The organism is Geodermatophilus amargosae (genome assembly GCF_900116515.1).
GTDB lineage: Bacteria > Actinomycetota > Actinomycetes > Mycobacteriales > Geodermatophilaceae > Geodermatophilus > Geodermatophilus amargosae.
This window is the reverse complement of the sequence record NZ_FPBA01000005.1, coordinates 63,504-82,783: the sequence shown is the minus strand read 5'-3', so window position 1 is coordinate 82,783 and position 19,280 is coordinate 63,504. Positions and strand designations below refer to the sequence as shown.

Annotated in this window: 19 protein-coding genes; 12 read left to right on the top strand and 7 right to left on the bottom strand. The window is 75.3% G+C overall.

The window, feature by feature from the left end; genetic code table 11:
* The first annotated feature begins 6 nt into the window (after nt 1-6).
* Nucleotides 7-405, top strand: a complete 399-nt coding sequence (locus BM414_RS09175) for a sterol carrier family protein (protein WP_093579143.1) — start codon at nt 7-9, stop codon at nt 403-405.
* A gap of 963 nt (nt 406-1,368) precedes the next feature.
* On the opposite strand, the gene BM414_RS29235 is transcribed toward BM414_RS09175, so the two are convergent.
* Both BM414_RS29235 and BM414_RS09165 read right to left on the bottom strand, forming a co-directional pair.
* The gene (locus BM414_RS29235) at nt 1,369-1,527 is read right to left on the bottom strand and encodes an MFS transporter small subunit (RefSeq protein ID WP_175551508.1); all 159 of its coding nucleotides are present in this window, start codon (nt 1,525-1,527) and stop codon (nt 1,369-1,371) included.
* On the bottom strand, nt 1,524-2,942 hold the full coding sequence (locus BM414_RS09165; RefSeq protein WP_093579142.1) for an L-lactate MFS transporter: 1,419 nt from the start codon (nt 2,940-2,942) through the stop codon (nt 1,524-1,526). Before BM414_RS09165 ends, BM414_RS29235 begins: the two co-directional genes overlap by 4 nt.
* Nucleotides 2,943-3,149: 207 nt before the next feature.
* Between BM414_RS09165 and BM414_RS09160 the strand changes: the two genes are divergently transcribed.
* Together BM414_RS09160 and BM414_RS09155 are read left to right on the top strand one after the other, a co-directional pair.
* Nucleotides 3,150-4,241, top strand: a complete 1,092-nt coding sequence (locus BM414_RS09160) for an S-(hydroxymethyl)mycothiol dehydrogenase (protein WP_093579141.1) — start codon at nt 3,150-3,152, stop codon at nt 4,239-4,241.
* Nucleotides 4,238-4,846, top strand: a complete 609-nt coding sequence (locus tag BM414_RS09155) for an MBL fold metallo-hydrolase (RefSeq protein ID WP_093579140.1) — start codon at nt 4,238-4,240, stop codon at nt 4,844-4,846. The genes BM414_RS09160 and BM414_RS09155 overlap by 4 nt, the downstream gene beginning before the upstream one ends.
* A gap of 28 nt (nt 4,847-4,874) precedes the next feature.
* Here BM414_RS09155 and BM414_RS09150 read toward each other — a convergent pair whose 3' ends face one another.
* Nucleotides 4,875-5,201 (bottom strand): hypothetical protein, encoded by a 327-nt coding sequence (locus tag BM414_RS09150; protein WP_093579139.1) that lies wholly within the window; start codon nt 5,199-5,201, stop codon nt 4,875-4,877.
* Nucleotides 5,202-5,344: 143 nt separating this feature from the next.
* Between BM414_RS09150 and purF the strand changes: the two genes are divergently transcribed.
* On the top strand, nt 5,345-6,928 hold the full coding sequence (purF, locus tag BM414_RS09145) for an amidophosphoribosyltransferase (RefSeq protein ID WP_093579138.1): 1,584 nt from the start codon (nt 5,345-5,347) through the stop codon (nt 6,926-6,928).
* Nucleotides 6,925-7,992: a phosphoribosylformylglycinamidine cyclo-ligase gene (gene purM / locus BM414_RS09140; RefSeq protein WP_093579137.1), complete on the top strand. Its 1,068-nt coding sequence runs from the start codon at nt 6,925-6,927 to the stop codon at nt 7,990-7,992. The genes purF and purM overlap by 4 nt, the downstream gene beginning before the upstream one ends.
* An 80-nt stretch (nt 7,993-8,072) precedes the next feature.
* Here purM and BM414_RS09135 read toward each other — a convergent pair whose 3' ends face one another.
* A complete protein-coding gene (locus BM414_RS09135; RefSeq protein ID WP_093579136.1) occupies nt 8,073-8,291 on the bottom strand; it encodes a DUF3073 domain-containing protein in 219 nt (72 codons plus the stop codon).
* A 186-nt stretch (nt 8,292-8,477) separates the two neighbouring features.
* Nucleotides 8,478-9,542 carry a Glu/Leu/Phe/Val family dehydrogenase gene (locus tag BM414_RS09130; protein WP_093579347.1) on the bottom strand — a complete coding sequence of 355 codons (1,065 nt, stop codon included), beginning with the start codon at nt 9,540-9,542 and terminating at the stop codon, nt 8,478-8,480.
* A 228-nt stretch (nt 9,543-9,770) separates the two neighbouring features.
* Here BM414_RS09130 and BM414_RS09125 point away from each other — a divergent pair, with 228 nt between their 5' ends.
* Nucleotides 9,771-11,114 carry a M23 family metallopeptidase gene (locus BM414_RS09125; RefSeq protein WP_093579135.1) on the top strand — a complete coding sequence of 448 codons (1,344 nt, stop codon included), beginning with the start codon at nt 9,771-9,773 and terminating at the stop codon, nt 11,112-11,114.
* A gap of 127 nt (nt 11,115-11,241) precedes the next feature.
* Here BM414_RS09125 and BM414_RS09120 read toward each other — a convergent pair whose 3' ends face one another.
* Complete coding sequence (locus tag BM414_RS09120) at nt 11,242-11,787, bottom strand: hypothetical protein (protein WP_139245763.1); 546 nt, start codon at nt 11,785-11,787, stop codon at nt 11,242-11,244.
* Between the two features lie 58 nt (nt 11,788-11,845).
* Here BM414_RS09120 and BM414_RS09115 point away from each other — a divergent pair, with 58 nt between their 5' ends.
* From BM414_RS09115 to BM414_RS09095, 5 genes are all read left to right on the top strand, one after another.
* On the top strand, nt 11,846-12,712 hold the full coding sequence (locus BM414_RS09115) for an MBL fold metallo-hydrolase (protein WP_093579346.1): 867 nt from the start codon (nt 11,846-11,848) through the stop codon (nt 12,710-12,712).
* Entirely contained in the window at nt 12,709-14,019 is a 1,311-nt protein-coding gene (locus tag BM414_RS09110; RefSeq protein WP_093579133.1) for a class I adenylate-forming enzyme family protein, read from the top strand. Before BM414_RS09115 ends, BM414_RS09110 begins: the two co-directional genes overlap by 4 nt.
* Nucleotides 14,016-15,545 carry a mycofactocin dehydrogenase MftG gene (mftG, locus tag BM414_RS09105; RefSeq protein ID WP_093579132.1) on the top strand — a complete coding sequence of 510 codons (1,530 nt, stop codon included), beginning with the start codon at nt 14,016-14,018 and terminating at the stop codon, nt 15,543-15,545. Before BM414_RS09110 ends, mftG begins: the two co-directional genes overlap by 4 nt.
* 98 nt (nt 15,546-15,643) lie before the next feature.
* Nucleotides 15,644-16,624 (top strand): phosphotriesterase family protein, encoded by a 981-nt coding sequence (locus BM414_RS09100; protein ID WP_093579131.1) that lies wholly within the window; start codon nt 15,644-15,646, stop codon nt 16,622-16,624.
* Nucleotides 16,624-18,135 carry a class I adenylate-forming enzyme family protein gene (locus BM414_RS09095; RefSeq protein ID WP_093579345.1) on the top strand — a complete coding sequence of 504 codons (1,512 nt, stop codon included), beginning with the start codon at nt 16,624-16,626 and terminating at the stop codon, nt 18,133-18,135. Before BM414_RS09100 ends, BM414_RS09095 begins: the two co-directional genes overlap by 1 nt.
* Nucleotides 18,136-18,198: 63 nt before the next feature.
* Here the strand turns inward: BM414_RS09095 and BM414_RS09090 are convergent, their stop codons facing one another.
* On the bottom strand, nt 18,199-18,414 hold the full coding sequence (locus tag BM414_RS09090; RefSeq protein WP_093579130.1) for a hypothetical protein: 216 nt from the start codon (nt 18,412-18,414) through the stop codon (nt 18,199-18,201).
* A gap of 131 nt (nt 18,415-18,545) precedes the next feature.
* Here BM414_RS09090 and BM414_RS09085 point away from each other — a divergent pair, with 131 nt between their 5' ends.
* Entirely contained in the window at nt 18,546-19,244 is a 699-nt protein-coding gene (locus BM414_RS09085) for a phosphodiesterase (protein ID WP_093579129.1), read from the top strand.
* The last annotated feature ends 36 nt before the right edge of the window (nt 19,245-19,280 follow it).

The following is a 19,280-nucleotide window of genomic DNA, read 5'->3' as shown; positions in this document are numbered from 1 at the left end:
CCCGCCGTGCCCCCGACGACGAGGCCCATCCCCGCGGAGGAGCTGCACGCCGCCGTCGACGCCGTCCGCCCCTGGCTGGCCGGCGACGCCGAGCAGCCCGCGCGGTCGGTGCTGGGTGCGGCGGTGAAGACCAGCGCCCGGTGGCTCGCGCAGCAGGTGCCCGGCCGGTCGGTGGAGCTGCGGGTGCCCCCGCACGTCGCCGTCCAGCTGGTGCCGGGCCCGCGGCACACGCGCGGCACGCCGCCGAACGTCGTCGAGACCGACGCCGCCACCTGGCTGCGGCTGGCGACGGGGGAGCTGACCTGGGCCGAGGCCGTCGCCGGGGGCCGGGTCGACGCGAGCGGCAACCGCGCCGACCTCTCCGACCACCTCCCGCTGCCTCCGCTGCGCCGAGGACCGTCGTAGGCCCGTCCTAGCCTCGCCGCGCCTCCGCCGCCCGGGCGGGGCGGAGGGCAGGAGGACGGCGTGACCACGGTCGGCCGGGGACGGATGCGCATCGGGGTCGCCACGTGCCGGGCGGCCCCGGACCTCGACGAGGACGGACCGCTGCTGCTGGCCGCGTTGGGCGCCGCCGGTGCCGACGCCGTGCCCGCCTCTGGGACGACCCCGGCGTCGACTGGGCGGGGTTCGACGGCGTCCTCGTCCGCAGCACCTGGGACCACCCGCTCCGCCGGGACGCCTTCCTGTCCTGGGCCCGCGGCTGCCGCCGGACGGTCAACCCGGCCGGCGTGCTCGCGTGGAACACCGACAAGCGCTACCTGCAGGACCTGGCGCGGGCCGGGGTGCCGACGGTCCCCACGGTCTTCCTCGCGCCGGGCGGGCCGGCGGGAGAGGTGCCGGGCGCCGGCGACGTCGTCGTGAAGCCCGCCGTGAGCGGGAGCGCGGCCGACACCGGCCGGTTCGCCGGCCTGTCCGACCCGGGCGCGGCGGCGCTCGTGGCCGCCCTGCACGCGCAGGGGCGGACGGCCATGGTGCAGCCGTACCTGTCCGGGATCGACACGCAGGGGGAGACCAGCATGGTCTTCCTCGGCGGCGGGTTCTCCCACGCCGTCCGCCGCGAGCCGCTGCTCGGCGACGTGGGGGTGCGCCGGGCCGTCGTCGTCGCCGACGTCCTCGGCACGGTGCGGCGGGTCGAGCCGGACGACGCGCAGCTGGCGGTGGCGCGGGCGGCGCTCGACGCGGCACCCGGCGGGCTGCGCCGCGCTGTCCTGCGCGCGGGTCGACGTCATCCCGGGGGACTCCGGCCCCGTCCTGCTCGAGCTCGAGGTCACCGACTGCTTCCTCTTCCTCGCCTCGGCGACACCGGCCGCCCGCGCGCAGCTCGCCGGGCACGTGCTCGGCGAGCTGCGCCGGGAGGGATGAGTGCGGTCAGCCGGTCAAGAGGGTCAGCGCGGTCTTCACCGTCTGGTACAGCCCATAGGCCAGCGGGACGCCGACCAGCGTCCACGCGAAGGCGATGAGCCCGGCCGGGGTGTGCACGGGCTGCTGCCCGTTCGGCGAGGACTCCTGGGAGAGGGACGTGCTCATCGGACGGCGCTCCTCGCGGCGGTCGGGGTGGCGGTGCCGGCGGCGTCACGGTGGGGCTCGTGCCACTTGCTGGCCACCGGGCGGACCAGCAGGTTCGCGATGAAGCCGACGGCGAGCAGGCCGACCATGATGAACAGCGCCGGGCGGTAGTTGGCCGCGACGAGGCTGCCGGGCTCGCCCTGGGTGTCCAGGACGCTGTTGACGATCAGCGGGCCGGCCACACCGGCCGCCGACCAGGCGGTGAGCAGCCGGCCGTGGATGGCGCCGACCTGGTAGGTGCCGAACAGGTCGCGCAGGTAGGCCGGGACGGTGGCGAAGCCGCCGCCGTAGAACGAGATGATCACCGCGGCGAGCAGCACGAACAGCCAGGTGGCGCTGCTGCCGATGGTGGCCAGCGCGACGTACAGCACCAGGCCCACGCCCAGGTAGACCATGTAGATCGGCTTGCGGCCGATGTAGTCCGACGTCGAGGACCAGACGAACCGGCCGGCCATGTTGAACAGCGACAGCACGCCGACGAAGCCGGCGGCGGCCGTCACGGCGACGGTCGAGGTCTCCCCCGTGCGGAAGAAGTCCTGGATCATCGGCGCGGCCTGCTCGAGGATCCCGATGCCGGCGGTGACGTTGCAGAACAGCACCGTCCACAGCAGCCAGAACTGCGGCGTCTTGACGGCGTTCTTCGCCGAGACGCTCTCGGTCGTGACCAGCGCCTTCTGCTTGACCGTGGAGGGGTCGAAGCCGTCGGGCCGCCAGCCCTCGGCGGGCACCCGGACGATGAACGCGCCGAACATCATGAAGACGAGGTAGACGGCCGCCAGCGTGAAGAACAGCGCCGAGACGGCGCCACCGCTCGGGACCGTCCCGGCCACCGCGGGGTCGTACTCGGGGTCGTACCAGTTCATCAGCTGGCGGGACAGCGGCGAGGCGATGAGCGCACCGCCACCGAAGCCCATGATCGCCATGCCGGTGGCCAGGCCCGGGCGGTCGGGGAACCACTTGATCAGCGTGGAGACCGGCGAGATGTAGCCGATCCCCAGGCCGATGCCGCCGATGACGCCGTAGCCGAGGTAGAGCAGCCACAGCTGTCGGGTCTCGATCCCCAGCCCGCCGACGACGAAGCCGGTGACCCAGAAGCAGGCCGCCGTGAACATGGCGGCGCGCGGCCCGTTCTTGTCCACCCAGGTGCCGAACAGCGCGGCCGACAGCCCGAGCATGACGATGGCGATCGAGAAGACGATGCCGATCGCCGTCTGCGAGGTCCCGAAGTCCTCGACCAGCGCGGTCTTGTAGACGCTCGTCGCGTAGGCCTGGCCGATGCACAGGTGCACCGCCAGCGCTGCCGGCGGGATGAGCCACCGGTTGAAGCCGGGGCGGGCGACGATGCGCTCACGCTGCAGGAAGCCGGGTAGGGCCACGGAGACCTCCGCTCGGTCGGGACCACGGCCCCGGTCGGACCAAAACGTGAGGAACGCTACGTCCGCGCCCCGGAACCCGCGCGGCGAGTGACCGGATCGTTGTGCGGCACCCGGCGGCACACCGCCGGCGTCGCCGGGCCGGCTTCCCTGCCGCTGGACGGCAGGACGGCATCGGCTCCGCGCGCACGGCGGCCATAGGCTCCGGTCATGGCCTACGAGGTGAGGGGCGTCGTCGCCCGCAGCAAGGGAGCACCGGTCAGCGTGGAGACGGTCGTGGTGCCCGATCCCGGCCCGGGTGAGGCGGTGGTGGACGTGGCCGCGTGCGGGGTGTGCCACACCGACCTGCACTACCGCGAGGGCGGCATCAACGACGAGTACCCGTTCCTGCTGGGGCACGAGGCCGCGGGCACGGTGGCCGCCGTCGGCGAGGGCGTCACCAACGTGGCCGTCGGGGACTTCGTGGTGCTCAACTGGCGGGCGGTGTGCGGCCAGTGCCGCGCCTGCCTCAAGGGCCAGCCGCACTACTGCTTCGACACCCACAACGCCGCGCAGAAGATGACGCTGGCCGACGGTACGGAACTCTCCCCGGCGCTGGGGATCGGCGCGTTCGTGGAGAAGACCCTGGTGCACTCCGGGCAGTGCACCAGGGTCGACCCGGCGGCCCCCGCCACGGCCGCGGGCCTGCTCGGCTGCGGTGTGATGGCCGGCGTGGGTGCGGCGATCAACACCGGCGGCGTGCAGCGCGGCGAGAGCGTGGCGGTGTTCGGCTGCGGCGGCGTCGGGGACGCCGCGATCGCCGGCGCGAAGCTGGCCGGTGCCAGCACGATCGTCGCCGTCGACGTCGACGACCGGAAGCTGCAGTGGGCGCGGCGGTTCGGCGCCACCCACACCGTCAACAGTCGGGAGACGGACGCGGTCGAGGCCATCAAGGGCCACACCGGCGGCTTCGGCGTCGACGTGGCCATCGACGCGGTGGGCCGCCCGGAGGTGTTCGAGCAGGCGTTCTACGCCCGGGACCTGGCCGGGCGCGTCGTCCTGGTCGGTGTGCCCACGCCCGACATGCAGCTGACCCTGCCGATGATCGAGCTGTTCGGCCGCGGCGGGGCACTGAAGTCCTCCTGGTACGGCGACTGCCTACCCAGCCGGGACTTCCCGATGCTGGTCGACCTCTACCGCCAGGGTCGCTTCCCGCTGGAGGAGTTCGTCAGCGAGACCATCGCCCTGGACGACGTCGAGGCCGCGTTCGCCAAGATGCACGCGGGCGAGGTCCTGCGCTCGGTCGTGGTGTTCGACGAGTGAGCGCGCGCATCGAGAAGGCCGTGGTCAGCGGGGTCTTCAGCCTGGACGGGCAGGACTTCGACGTGGACAACAACGTCTGGCTCGTCGGCGACGACGAGCAGGTGCTCGTCATCGACGCGCCGCACGACGCCGTGCCGATCCTCGCCGCGATCGGCGACCGCCGGGTCACCGCCATCGTGCTCACCCACGGGCACAACGACCACATCACCGCTGCGGTCGACCTGCGCGAGGCCACCGGCGCTCCGATCTGGTTCAACCCCGCCGACGCGATGCTGTGGAACGTCGTCCACCCGGGGGCGAGGCCGGACGAGGTACTCCGCGAGGACACGAGGTTCCGGGTGGCCGGCACGTCGCTGACCGCGCTGCACACCCCGGGTCACTCCCCGGGCAGCACCTGCCTGCACGCTCCCGACCTGGCCGCCGTCTTCACCGGCGACACGCTGTTCCACGGCGGCCCCGGGGCCACCGGGCGCTCGTTCAGCGACGAGCCGACGATCCTCAACTCGATCCGCAGCAAGCTGCTGACCCTGCACGGCGACACCGTGGTCCACACCGGGCACGGCGAGGACACCCGCATCTCCGCAGAGCTCGGCTCCGTGCACTGAGGGCCGGCCGGGGCCGACCCGCCCGGGGTCACCCCCGGTCGGTGTCGCCCCCGGTCGCGTCCTCGGCGCCGGGCCGGGGCCTCTGCGGCGTAGTGCGCTCCAGGCGCTGGCGGATGGCCGCGACGTTGAGCGCGAGGTCCTCGAGCGCCTCGACGGCGCGCGTGGCCAGGGCGAACGTGAGGTTCTCGCGTCGCTCCTCGGGGCTCGGCTCCCGGCGGCGCTCCCGCGTGGCGGAGCCGCGGTCGGTCGCCCCCGCCCACGGCTCGTCGTCGCCCCGCGACGGGTCGAACAGCCCCCGCAGCATCTTCTGCGCCATCTCGATGAAGTCGTTCGGGTCGGGCCGGTCGGCGGACATGTCGGCTCCTCTCGACGTACCGGTGTCCAACGTGCCCTACCCCGGTCCGGGTTCCGGCAGGCACCGACACCGTGCGGTGACGACTGGCCCGGGGTGGCGGGCGCCACCCGGCACGGATGCCGAGCGCCGGTAGGCTGAGGGGTGTGCCTCGCGGTGACGGACGGCTGACGCACGCCCTCGACCCCTCTGCTCCCGGCCCCCAGGACGCCTGTGGCGTCTTCGGTGTCTGGGCGCCGGGGGAGGAGGTCGCCAAGCTGACCTACTTCGGCCTGTACGCCCTCCAGCACCGCGGTCAGGAGGCAGCGGGCATCGCCGTCTCCGACGGCGCCTCGGTGGTCGTCTACAAGGACCTCGGCCTGGTCAGCCAGGTGTTCGACGAGTCCACGCTGGGCAGCCTGCGCGGCCACCTCGCCGTCGGCCACACCCGGTACTCGACCACCGGTGCCTCCACCTGGGAGAACGCCCAGCCGACGTTCCGCACCACCGACGCCGGCACCGGCCTGGCGCTGTGCCACAACGGCAACCTGGTCAACACCCAGGAGCTCGCGAGCCGGGCCGCCGACGCCGGCGTGCCCGGGGCGTTCGCCGCCACGACCGACTCCGACCTGGTGACGGCGCTCATCGCCGCGCGCCCCGACATGAGCATCGAGGCCGCGGCCATGGAGGTGCTGCCGCAGCTGCGCGGCGCCTTCAGCTTCACCTTCATGGACGAGGACACGCTCTACGCGGCGCGCGACCCGCAGGGCGTCCGCCCGCTGGTCCTCGGCCGGCTCGAGCGAGGCTGGGTGGTCGCCAGCGAGACCGCGGCCCTCGACATCGTCGGCGCCTCCGTCGTCCGCGAGGTCGAGCCCGGCGAGCTGCTGGCCATCGACGAGAACGGCCTGCGCAGCCAGCACTTCGCTCCCGCCGAGCCCAAGGGCTGCGTCTTCGAGTACGTCTACCTCGCCCGGCCCGACACCACGATCGGCGGCCGCGGCGTGCACGCCGCCCGTGTCGAGATCGGCCGCCGGCTGGCCAAGGAGCACCCCGCCGACGCCGACCTGGTCATCCCGGTGCCGGAGTCCGGCACGCCGGCCGCCGTCGGGTACGCCGAGGCCTCCGGCATCCCCTACGGCCTGGGCCTGGTGAAGAACTCCTACGTCGGCCGCACCTTCATCCAGCCGTCGCAGACCATCCGCCAGCTGGGCATCCGGCTGAAGCTCAACCCGCTGCGCGACGTCATCCGCGGCAAGCGGCTGGTCGTCGTCGACGACTCGATCGTGCGCGGCAACACCCAGCGCGCGCTGATCCGCATGCTGCGCGAGGCCGGCGCCCTCGAGGTGCACGTCCGCATCTCCAGTCCGCCGGTGAAGTGGCCGTGCTTCTACGGCATCGACTTCGCCAGCCGCGCCGAGCTGGTCGCCAACGGCCTCGACGTCGACGGCGTGCGGGCCTCGATCAACGCCGACTCGCTGGGCTACGTCTCCGAGCAGGGTCTGATCGCGGCCACCGAGCAGCCGGCCACCCGGCTGTGCACCGCCTGCTTCACCGGCGAGTACCCGATCCCGCTCGGCGAGGCCGGGGTGCTCGGGAAGCACGTGCTCGAGGGCGGTCTCCCCAACGGCGTGGCGCGCACGCCCATGCCCCGCGTCGACGAGGGGGAGCGGGCCGTGAGCGGCTGGACCGGCCAGCAGGCCGGCAGCCCGGCGGTCCCGGGCGGTGCCGACGACGCCCTGCGCCGTCCGTGAGCCCGTCGCCCGGGAGCACGGGGGAGTTCACCTACGCGGCGTCCGGCGTCGACATCGACGCCGGTGAGCGCGCAGTCGCCCTCATGCGGACGGCGGTCGAGCGCACCCGCCGGCCCGAGGTGGTCGGCGGCCTGGGCGGCTTCGCGGGGCTGTTCGCCCTCGACACCACCCGCTACCGGCGCCCGCTGATCGCCTCGTCCACCGACGGCGTCGGCACCAAGATCGCCCTCGCCCGTCAACTGGACCGGCACGACACCGTGGGCATCGACCTGGTCGCGATGGTCGTCGACGACCTGGTCGCCTGCGGCGCCGAGCCGCTGTTCCTGCAGGACTACGTGGCCATCGGCAAGGTCGTGCCCGAGCGGGTCGCCGCGATCGTCACCGGCATCGCGGCCGGCTGCGAGCAGGCCGGGGCCGCACTCGTCGGCGGGGAGACCGCCGAGCACGGCGACCTCATGGACGCCGACGAGTACGACCTGGCCGCCACCGCGGTCGGGATCGTGGAGGCCGACGCGGTGCTAGGCCCGGAGCGGGTCCGCGACGGCGACGTGGTCGTGGCCATGGCCTCCAGCGGGTTCCACTCCAACGGCTACTCGCTGGTCCGCCGCGTGGTGTCCGCCGCCGGGCTGGACCTGGCCGCCACCCCCGCCGGCCTGGACCGCCCGCTCGGCGAGGTGCTGCTCGAGCCGACCCGCGTCTACGCGCTCGACTGCCTGGCGCTGGTGGAGCAGTCCGGCGTCGACGGCGTGCACGCGTTCGCGCACATCACCGGGGGCGGGCTCGCCGGCAACACCGCGCGGGTGCTCCCCGACGGGCTGGAGGCCGTGCTCGACCGCGGCACCTGGGCGCTCCCCGCAGCGGTGTCGCTGCTCGAGGAGCACGGCGTGCCCCGCGAGGAGTCCGAGCGCGCGTTCAACTGCGGCGTCGGCATGGTCGCCGTCGTCGCCCCCGAGGCCGCCGACGCGGCGGTGCGCCTGCTGACCGGCCGCGGTGTGCCGGCCTGGGTGGCCGGCACCGTCGGAGACGGGGATACCGGCGCGCGGCTGGTGGGCACCTACCGCTGAGGACGCCGGGCACCGCCGTCCCTCGCGGGACGGCGGTGCTTGGCGCTCACGTGCTCAGAGGACCGGCGGGCAGCCGACCGTCAGCGACTGGCCGCCCAGTCGTCCTCGGCGTCGTCGTCCGCCCAACGGTCGGCGTACTCGTCGTCGTCCTCGTCGTCGTCCTTGGCCGCCGGAGCGGTGTAGGACGGAGTGGAACCCGCCAGCTCGCGCTGAAGCGCGGACAGGTCGGTGTTCGGTGAGCTGTACTTGAGCTCACGGGCCACGCGTGTCTGCTTGGCCTTCGCTCGGCCGCGCCCCATCGGCTCGACCCCCTCATAACGGAGAACGGGAGCCCAGCTCACGGGCTGGACGGCCCGCGTGGCGACCCCGACTGAGTGACTGTGTCTTGAGCAAGACTACGACACGGATGGACCACCGGCACGGGTCTCCCCCCGCCGTCCCCCGAGCGGGGGCGTGGTAGAGGACACGCCGGGCCCGTCCGCAGCTCAGCGGGGCAGGCGGATGATGGCCAGCCGGCCCACCGAGGCGATGCGCTCCTCGGCCAGCCGGTCGGCGGCCACGGCGGGGGAGACGCCCTCGGTCGCGGCGGTGTCGAAGACCCGCAGGGCGACGTCGAAGATGCCGGCCGCCTTGGCCTCGGCGCGGGCGAAGGAGAAGCCGTGCCGCTCGTCCTCGACCTGGATGACGCCGCCGGCGTTCACCAGGTAGTCGGGGGCGTAGAGGATCCCGCGCGCGGTGAGCTGGTCCGCGATGCCCTCGTGGGCCAGCTGGTTGTTGGCGCCCCCGCAGACCACCTCGGCCTGCAGGACGGCGACCGTCGCGTCGTCGAGGGCCCCGCCGAGCGCGCAGGGCGCGTAGACGTCGGCCGGCCGGCGCACCAGCGCGGCGGTGTCGGCGACGGCCTCGACGCCGGGGTGGCGGGCGCGGACCCGCTCGACGGCGGCGGGGTCGACGTCGGTGACGAGGACGTCGGCGCCGTCGGCCACCAGGCGGTCGACCAGCCAGCCGCCGACCTTCCCCACCCCGGCCACGGCCACGGTGCGGCCGGAGAGCGTCGGCTCGCCCCACCGGTGCTGGGCGGCGGCGCGCATGCCCTGGAAGACGCCGAACGCGGTGAGCACGGAGGAGTCCCCGCAGCCGCCGTGGACCTCGGAGCGGCCGTGGGCGAAGCGGGTCTCCCGGGCGACGACGTCGAGGTCGGCGTTGGTGGTGCCGACGTCGCAGGCGGTGAGGTAGCGGCCGCCCATGGCCTCGACGAAGCGCCCGTAGGCGCGCAGCCGCGCCTCGGTCTTGTCGGTGCGCGGGTCCCCGATCACCACGGCCTTGCCGCCGCCGAGGTCGAGCCCGGCCAGGCTGTTCTTGTAGGACATGGCCCGGGCCAGGCGGAGCGCGTCGGCGACGGCCTCGTCCTCGGTGGCGTAGGGGTGGAAGCGGGTGCCACCCAGGGCCGGGCCCAGCGCCGTGGAGTGCACGGCGATGACCGCCCGCAGGCCCGAGCCCGGGTCGGAGCAGAAGACCACCTGTTCGGCACCGGATCCGAAGACGTCCACGGACACCGAGCCTAGAGCGCGCCCGAGTGGGATCCGTCACCCCGGGAGAAGGGGCGCCGGGGCTCAAGGAGGAGCAGCCTCGTGTCGACAAGTGATGTGACGGATGTCGATGACCGTGCCGAGGGGTCACGGTGTGACCTCCGTGCCGCGTGTTGCGGAAGTGACACGCGCCGACGGGGCGACGCTCTCTGCGTACCCCGCGCCACCCTCTTCCCCAGGGAGTCACCGATGCCGCAGTGCCGTCCCGCCCGGACCGGCCGTCGCCGGGGCGTGCGCGCCGCCCTGGCCGGCCTCCTCACCGGAGCGGTGCTCCTGGGCACCGCAGGGCCGGCGCTGGCCGTACCGGAGCCGCCGCCCAACCCGAGCGACGGCCAGATCGCCGACGCGCAGGCGGCCCAGGAGGCCGCCGCGGCCGAGGTCGGCCGGCTGGCCGCCGAGGTCGCCGCCGCCGAGATCGAGCTCGAGCGCCTCGGCCTGCAGGCCGAGGCCGCCGGCACGGCCTTCCTGGCCGCCGAGGAGGCCCTCGCCCTGGCCCAGGCCGCCGCCGACCAGGCCGCCGCCGACCTGCAGGCCGCGGCCGACGCCGTCGACGCCGCGCTGGGCCGCATCGCCGGCTTCGCCCGCGAGAGCTACGTCGACGGCGCCGGCCTGAGCACCGCGGCCGCCCTCCTCGACTCCGCCGGCCCCGGCGAGCTGATCCAGCGGGCCGCGCTGCTGGAGTACGTCGCCGACACCCAGGTCGAGCTGCTCGAGGAGCTCGAGGTGGCCCGGGTCCGGCAGGCCAACGCCGAGTCCTCCGCGCGGGTCACCCGCGACGCCGCCGCGGCCGCCGAGGACGAGGCCGCCGCCGCCAAGGCCGCCGCCGACGCCCAGGTGGCCGCCCAGGAGGACGCCGTCGTCGCCGCCGAGGCGAACAAGGCCTCGCTCGACCAGCAACTGCAGGCCGCCCAGATCCAGCTGCTGGAGCTGCAGGGCGCCCGTGACGCCTACCAGCAGTGGCAGGAGCAGAAGGCCGCCGAGGAGGCCGCCGCCGCCGCGGCCGCCGCCCGCGCCGCCGAGGAGGCTGCCGCCGCGGCTGCCGCGGCTGCCGCGGCCCGTGAGGCCGCCCGTGCCGCCGCGTCGTCCGGGAGCGGTGGGAGCGGGAGCGCCAGCGCCGCCTCCGGCGGGTCGGGCTACGTCAAGCCGACGTCGGGGCGCACGTCGAGCTGCTTCGGCAACCGCTGGGGTCTCCTGCACGCCGGCGTGGACATCGCCGCGCCGATCGGGACGCCGATCTACGCCGCCACCTCCGGGGTCGTGCAGCGCACCGGCCCGGCCACCGGCTTCGGCACGGCCGTCTACATCCGCGGCGACGACGGCGCGATCACCGTGTACGGCCACGTCAACGCCGAGTACGTGGAGAAGGGCGAGCGGGTCACCGCCGGCGAGCTGATCGCCGAGGTGGGCAACCGCGGCCAGTCCACCGGCCCCCACCTGCACTTCGAGGTGCACCCCGGCGGCGTCATGTACGGCGGCCAGGTGGACCCGGTGCCGTGGCTGCGCGCCCGCGGCGTCGCCATCAGCGGCTGCTGAACCCCCTCGGACGACGACGGCCCGCTCCCCGACCGGGTAGCGGGCCGTCGTCGTGAGAACGAGCTCCTCCGGCCACCCTGCGGGGGCCCGCTGCGAGCGTGCGAGCAGTGGGGGCAGGGCGGTCCTCCTAGGAGGTGGGAGCCGCGGCGCCGCAGTTCTGCTCGCCGAACTGGGTGACGTTCGTGGCCTCGGGGCCCTGAGCGACGGTGACGAACTGCTGGGCCGCCGTCTGCAGCTGCGCCTGGCCGTCGGGGGTGGTCAGGTCGACGGAGTTGGCGGTGTCGGAAAACGCCTGCACGGCGTCGCCCACGACCTGCCAGTCGCCGGCGATCGCGGCCGGCGGCTGCACGGAGTCGAAGGCCGCCGCCGCCTGCTGCAGCAGCCCGGGCAGTTGCTCGGGCGTGGCGGCCGACAGCTGGTTGCCGAGGTCCTCGTACTGCGCGGCCTGCTGGCAGAACGCCGCCACGGCGGGGTCGTCGCCGGCCGACGACGACGGGCTGGACGAGGACGAGGACGAGCCGGTGCTGGGCGCCGCCGAGCTCGACGTGTCGGCGCTGGTGGACTCTGCGGTCTCCTCGCTGCCCGACCCGTTGCCGCCGCCGCAGGCCGTCAGCAGGACGGCGGCGGCTGCGGCCACGAGGGCAGAGCGGGACGGGGACGGGATGGATCGCATGCCGGGAGGCTAACTGCCGGGCGGGCGGCACGCGGCCGTGCGCGGCTACCGTGCGGACGTGCGCGCCCCTGCCGACCCACGCGTCACCTGGGACCTCCCCGCCCCTGGCGGCCTGCCGCGGACGGCGGACCTCGAGCCGCTGGTCACCCGTGTGCTGGCGCCCAACCCGTCGGGGATGACCCTCGACGGGACCAACACCTACCTCGTCGGCGCGCCGGGCACCGGGCAGGCCGTCGTCGTCGACCCCGGGCCCGACGACCCGTCCCACCTCGCCGCGGTCGAGGAGGCGCTGGCCGCCCGCGACGCGCGCTGCGTCGCCGTGCTGGTCACCCACCACCACGGAGACCACGCCGAGGCCGCGCTGCCGTGGGGCGCCCGTTTCGGGGCTCCCGTGGCCGCCGCCGACGTCGCCGTCGCCGGGCCGCGCGGCCGGGTGCTCGAGCCGGGGGAGCGGCTGCACCTGGCGGGGACGGTGCTGGGCGTCGTCCCCACCCCGGGGCACACCGCCGACCACCTGGCGTTCCGGCTGGAGTCCGGTGCAGTGCTGGTGGGCGACCACGTCCTCGGCCGCGGCACGTCGGTGGTCACCCATCCCGAGGGCGACGTCGTCGCCTACCTGGAGTCGCTGCGCCGAGTGCTCGACCTCGGCCCGAGCGCCCTCTACTGCGGTCACGGCCCCGAGCTGACCGAGGACCCGGCCGCCGTCCTGCACTTCTACCTGGCCCACCGCGCGTTCCGGGAGTCGCAGCTGCTGGCGGCGCTGGTCCGCGGCGCCGGCACGGTCGACGCGATGGTGGCCGACGTGTACGCGGAGGTGCCGCAGGCGCTGTGGCCGGCGGCGGCCGAGTCGACGCGCGCCACGCTGGCCAAGCTCGCCGCGGAGGGGCACGTGGTGGTCGACGGCGAGCGAGTGGGGCTGCCGTGACCGAGGGGGTCGCCGTCGTCCGGGCCGCCGACGGCGAGCGCGACCAGCGGCGGGCCGCGGCGGCCCTGCGGGCGGCGGGGCTGCGGCCCGGCGACCGGCTGCTGCTCTCCGCCGCGTCGTCCCCGGCGCTGCTGGCCGCCGTCCTCGGCGCGCTGCGCAGCGGGATCGTCCCCGTCGTCCTCGACCCCGCGCTGCCCGCGGCCGAGCGGGCCGGCCTCGCCGCCGACGCCGATCCGGCCCTCGACCTCGGCAGCGACCCCGCCCGGCTGCTCACCGGCACCGACGAGGCGTCCCTCGCCGACGTGCCGCTGGCCCGGCCGATGCACTACACGTCGGGCACCACCGGGCGGCGCAAGGGCGTGTGGTCCGGTGTCCTCGAGGACGGCGACGCCCGCGCGCTGGCCGCCGAGGAGATCGGCCTGTGGGGCTTCACCGCGGCCGACCGGCACCTGGTGCTCTCGCCGCTGCACCACTCGGCGCCGCTGCGCTTCGCCGTCCACACGCTCCTGGCCGGCGGCGAGGTGCTGCTGCCCGGCCCGTTCGACGCGGACCGCGCCGCCGCCACGATCACCGGGCGGGCCCCCACGACGACGTTCTGCGTCCCCACGCACCTGCGCCGGCTGGTGGCCCGCGACGACGTCGACTGGTCGTCGTTCCGGCGCCTGGTGCACGCCGGAGCGCCGTGTCCCGAGCCGCTCAAGCGGGCGGTGCTCGACGCGCTCCCGGCCGGCAGCGTGTGGGAGTTCTACGGCTCCACCGAGGCGCAGTTCACCGTCTGCTCGCCGGAGGACTGGCTCGCCTCCCCCGGCAGCGTCGGCCGCGCACGGCCCGGCCGGCGGCTGGAGACCGACGCGCGCGGGCAGCTGTGGTGCGCGGTGCCGCGGTGGGCGCGCTTCGAGTACTGGCGCGCGCCGGACAGGACCGCGGCCGCCTGGCGGGGCGACCTGGTCACCGTGGGCGACCTCGGCCGGGTCGACGACGACGGCACCGTCTGGCTCGACGGCCGCCGCGAGGACCTGGTGATCTCCGGCGGCGTGAACGTCTACCCGGCGGAGGTCGAGGCGGTCCTCGACGCGCACCCCGGCGTCGTGGAGAGCGCGGTGGTCGGCGTCCCGGACGAGGAGTGGGGCCAGCGGGTGGTCGCCGCCTACGTGGGCGCCGCCGATCCCGCCGACCTCGGGACGTGGGCGCGGGAGCGGCTGTCGCCGGCCAAGCGGCCCAAGAGCCTGCACCCGCTGGGCGAGCTGCCCCGCACCTCCACGGGCAAGGTGCGCCGCCTCGACCTGCCGGAGGTCCTCGGGCTGTGACCTCGGAGTGGGACGTCGTCGTGGTGGGTGCCGGGTCGTCGGGCTGCGCACTGGCCGCCCGCCTCGCCGACGCCGGCCGCTGGGTGCTGCTGCTCGAGGCCGGCGCCGACCACGCCCGCCCCGCCGACTTCCCCGCCGACCTGCGCGACGCCGCCACGCTCGGCGCCACCGTCCCCGGGCACCCGGCGAACTGGTCGTTCACCACGGAGCTGCTGCCGGGCACCTCCGCGCCGTTGCCGCGCGGGCGGGTGGTCGGCGGGTCCAGCGCGGTCAACGGCGGCTACTTCGTCCGCGCCACCCCGGCCGACCACGCCGGCTGGGCCGCGGCGGGCAACGACTTGTGGAGCCTCGAGGCGACGCTGCCGGCCTGGCGCCGCCTCGAGGACGACCGGCAGTACGGCGACCGGCCCGGGCACGGCCGCGGCGGCCCGGTGCCGGTCACCCGGCCGGTCGGGATCTCCCCGCTGACCGAGGCCCTCGCCGGCGCGGCCGCGGAACTCGGGTTCCCCGACGAGCCGGACAAGAACGCCGGAGGCCCGCCCGGCTACGGGCAGGTGCCCCTCACCGTCGACGGCGGGGTACGGGTCAACACCGCCATGGCCTATCTCGCCCCGCGGCGCGGCTCGCCGTCGCTGACCGTCCGCGGCGGGGTGCGGGTGCGGCGGGTGCTCGTCGAGCACGGCCGCGCCGTGGGCGTGGACACCGACGCCGGCCCCGTGCGCGCTGCCGAGGTCGTGCTCTGCGCCGGGGCCGTCGGCTCGGCCCACCTGCTGCTGCTGTCGGGCATCGGCCCTGCGGCCGACCTGCGCGCACACGGTCTCGACGTCGTCGCCGACGCCCCGGGCGTGGGCACCGCGCTGTCGGACCACCCGCTCGTCTACCTGCCGTGGGTACCGGTGCCGGGGCTCCCCGAGGGCGACTGGCCGCTGCCGCTGCACGGGTCGCTCGACGCGACGTCGTCGGACTCACCCGTGCCCGGCGACCTCGAGGTGCTGCCCTGGCTGCGGCCCTGGGCGCAGGTGGTCCCCGGCGGCGGTGGGGACGACCGCACGCTCGCGCTGGCCGCCGGCCTGTTCCGCGAGGAGAGCCGCGGGCGTCTGACGCTCGCCTCCGGCGACCCCGCGGCCGCGCCGCGCGTGGCGCACGGCTACCTGGCCACCGCAGCCGACCGGCGGCGGCTGCGCGAGGCCGTCCGCCTGGCCGCGGCGCTGCTGCGCACCCGCGCGCTGTCCCCGCTCGTGGGGGCCCGCCCCGGCCCCGGCGACGACGTCCTGGCCGACGACGCCGCCCTCGACGGCTGGATCCGGACCTCCGTGGCGACGGCGCAGCACCTGGCCGGCAGCGCCCCGATGGGCCCCGACGGCGATCCGGGCGCCGTCGTCGACCAGCGCCTGCGGGTACGGGGGGTCGAGGGGCTGCGGGTGGCCGACACCTCGGTGCTGCCCGAGGTGCCCACGCGCGGGCCCGCGGCGACCGCGGTCATGGTCGGCGAGCGGGCCGCGGAGCTGATGACCGGGCGCGCCTGACCCCGGCGCCTTCCCCACTGTGATCCGGGTCACGTCCTCGGTAGCGTCCGGTGCCCCGCCCGGCACCGGCGCCGGGCGCCACCCGTGAGGAGGACCGCGTGCCGCAGGTCCAGACAGTCAAGGGTCCCGTCGACACCGCGGAGCTCGGCACGACCCTCATGCACGAGCACGTCTTCGTGCTCGACGCCGACGTCCAGCAGAACTACCCCGAGGAGTGGGGCAGCGAGGACGACCGCGTCGCCGACGCCGTGCAGAGGCTGACGAAGCTGGCCGGGGTGGGCGTGCGCACGATCGTCGACCCGACCGTCATCGGGCTCGGCCGGTACATCCCGCGGATCCAGCGCATCGCCGAGCAGGTCGACCTCAACATCGTGGTCGCCACCGGCTGCTACACCTACGACGACGTCCCCTTCTTCTTCCACTACCGCGGCCCGGCGCTCGACGAGGCGCTCGGCACCGAGGTGCCCGACCCGATGGTCGACATGTTCGTCGGCGACGTCACCGACGGGATCGCGGGCACCGGCGTGCGGGCCGGGCTGCTCAAGTGCGCGATCGACCGCCAGGGCCTGACGGCCGGGGTGGAGCGGGTCATGCGCGCCGTGGCCAGGACGCACCGCGCCACCGGGACCCCGATCACCGTGCACACCCATCCGGGCAGCCGGCAGGGGCTGGCGGTCGAGCAGGTGTTCGACGACGAGGGCGTGGACCCGCGGCGGGTGGTGCTCGGCCACAGCGGCGACACCACCGACGCCGACCACCTCAGCGAGCTGGCCGAGGCGGGCTTCGTCCTCGGCATGGACCGCTTCGGGATCAACCTGGAGACGACGTTCGAGGCGCGGGCCGACACCGTCGTGGAGATGTGCCGCCGCGGCCACGCCGGTCAGATGGTGCTCTCGCAGGACGCCTCCTGCTACATCGACTGGCTGGCGCCCGGCGTCATGGACCTGCTGCCCCAGTGGCACTACACGCACATCCACGAGGACGTGCTGCCCTACCTGCGCGAGCACGGGGTGACCGACGAGCAGATCACCACGATGCTGGTCGACGTCCCCCGCCGGTACTTCGAGGGGGCCGCGTGATGGTGCACCACCCCTTCGACGAGAGCGGCGTCGAGCGCGACGCCGTCGGCGTGAAGCACTACACCGACCTGCCCGACTCGGTCGTCGCGATGCTGCGGGCCTCGGTCGACCGCGACCCCGGCGGCGAGGCCGTCGTCGAGGTCGACGGGCCCCGCATGACGTTCCGGGAGCTCTGGGACGGCGCGGCACGCGTCGCCGGCGGTCTGCGCGAGGCCGGCGTGGGCCGCGGCGACCGGGTGGCGATCCGGCTGGGCAACGGCGTCGACTGGGTGCTCGGCTTCTTCGGCACGCTGATGTCCGGCGGCGTGGCGGTGCCGGTCAACACCCGGTTCACCGAGGCGGAGGCGCAGTACGTCGTCGACGACAGCGGGGCCCGGGTGGTGCTCGCGCCCGGGACGGCGCTGCCCGACGGCGAGCCGTACGCCGAGGAGGGGCTGTCCCGGTCGGACCTCGCGGCGATCTTCTACACCTCGGGGACCACCGGCTTCCCCAAGGGCGCGATGACCAGTCACGAGAACTTCCTGACCAACACCGAGAACGCCCGCCGGGTGGTGGGGCTCGGCCGCGACGACCCGTCGCTGCGCAACCTCATCAGCGTCCCGCTGTTCCACGTCACCGGCTGCAACAGCCAGCTGCTGCCCGCGCTGCAGAGCGGCGCCGCTGCGGTGGTCATGCCGGCGTTCGAGGTGGGCCGGTTCCTGCAGGTGGTCACGGAGGAACGGATCGCGGTCCTCACCTCGGTGCCCGCGGTGTTCTGGCTGGCGGTCAACCAGCCGGCCTTCGCCGACGTCGACGTCACCGGCGTCCGGTTCGTCACCTACGGCGGGGCGCCGATCGCCCCTGAGCTGGTCGCGCGGATCAAGGAGGCGTTCCCGGCGGCGAAGGTGGGCAACGGCTTCGGGCTGTCGGAGACCTCGTCGATCTCGACGTTCCTGCCGCACGAGTACGCCGGCACGCACGCGGACTCGGTGGGCTTCCCCGCGCCCGTGGTCGACCTGCGGCTGGAGGGCGTCGACCCGTCGACCGGCGTCGGCGAGCTGCTCATCCGCGGCGCGAACGTGGTGCAGGGCTACTGGAACAAGCCGGAGGCGACCGCGCAGGCGTTCACCGACGGCTGGCTGCACTCCGGCGACCTCGCACGGATCGACGACGACGGCTTCACCTACGTCGTCGACCGGGCCAAGGACATGATCAACCGCGGCGGCGAGAACGTGTACTGCGTCGAGGTCGAGAACGCGCTGGCGGCCGCGCCCGGCGTCTTCGAGGTCGCCGTCGTCGGGGTGCCCGACCCGGTGATGGGGGAGAAGGTCGGCGCCGTCGTGGTGCCGGTCCCGGGCACCGAGATCGACGTCGAGGCGTTCATGGCCCACGCTCGCGCGCACCTGGCCGACTTCAAGGTGCCGCAGTTCGTGTCGGTGCGGTCGGCGGTGCTGCCGCGCAACCCCGGCGGCAAGGTGCTCAAGCCGGTGCTGCGCGCCGAGTCGCAGTGGGAGCCGGTCCGCCGCCGGTGAGCCGGGCGGGTCGTCCCGGCGGCGCGCCGTCGCCGCCGCCGGGACGCCGGACCAGGGGCCCGGTCAGCGGACCGGGCGGATCTCCGTCGTCGTGGTGCTGGTCAGCGGCGACCAGGCGTCGGGGTGCGGGCGGCCGGCGTCGGCCACCCAGCCGGCGGTCCGCTCGCCGGGCCGGGGGGCGGTACGGGGCGCGGGCCGGGAGCTCAGGGCGACGATCAGGGCGAGGAGCAGCATCAGACCGGCAAGGACCCCGCCGGTGACCAGGAGCGTCGTGAGCACTCACTGAACGTATGCGGCGGACCGCTCCGTGTCACAGGCAAGGAACGACGGACATCACGGCCGACACCGGCAGGTCCTGCCGGTTGACGCACCGCACGTGCGCGTCCCCGTGCGGCGGGTAGGGGACGGGCATGGCGGACCTCGCGACGTTGGCCGGTCGACTGGCCGCGGTACCCCTCGGCAGCCTGGCGCGGTGGCGCGACGGCAAGCCGATGCACCCGCGGGGCGCCGTCCTCTCCGCCGTCGTGGAGCGCACCGGCGTACCCGGCGACTGGGGCGTCCGCTGGTTGGAGGAGCACGCCCGCGAGGACGCCGTCGTCCGGCTGTCCCGCGGCGCGGGCCTGCCCGCCCCGCTGCCCGACGTGCTCGGACTGGCCGTCCGGCTGCCTGACGGCCACCGGCCGGTGGACCTGCTGCTGTCCACCACCGGTCGCGGGCGATGGACCCGCTTCCTGCCCGTGCCGCGGGTCGAGGCGGCGGTGCCCTACTCGTCGATCATGGGCTACCGGTCGGCCGCCGGGACGCTGCGGCTGGCCGCCGTCCCGGACGGGCCGCGACACCTGCCGTCGGACCCCGGGCCGGTCGCCGCCGCGGCACCCGGGGCGGCGTTCCGGCTGCTGGTCGCCCGCGGCGCGGGGGAGTGGGTGTCCTTCGGCCGGCTCGTGCTCGGGGACCCGCCGCCCGACCTCGACCCCGACCTGCACTTCGACGCCGTCCGGAACCCGCCGCCCGGGCTGCTGGCCGACGGCCCGATGGCGCGCTTCCGGGCGCCGGCCTACGCCGCGGCGCAGGAGGCGCGCAGCAACACCGGCGCGGACCCCTTCGGGTGAGGCGATCGATCGAGTGAGTTCGCACACGGTTGTGCG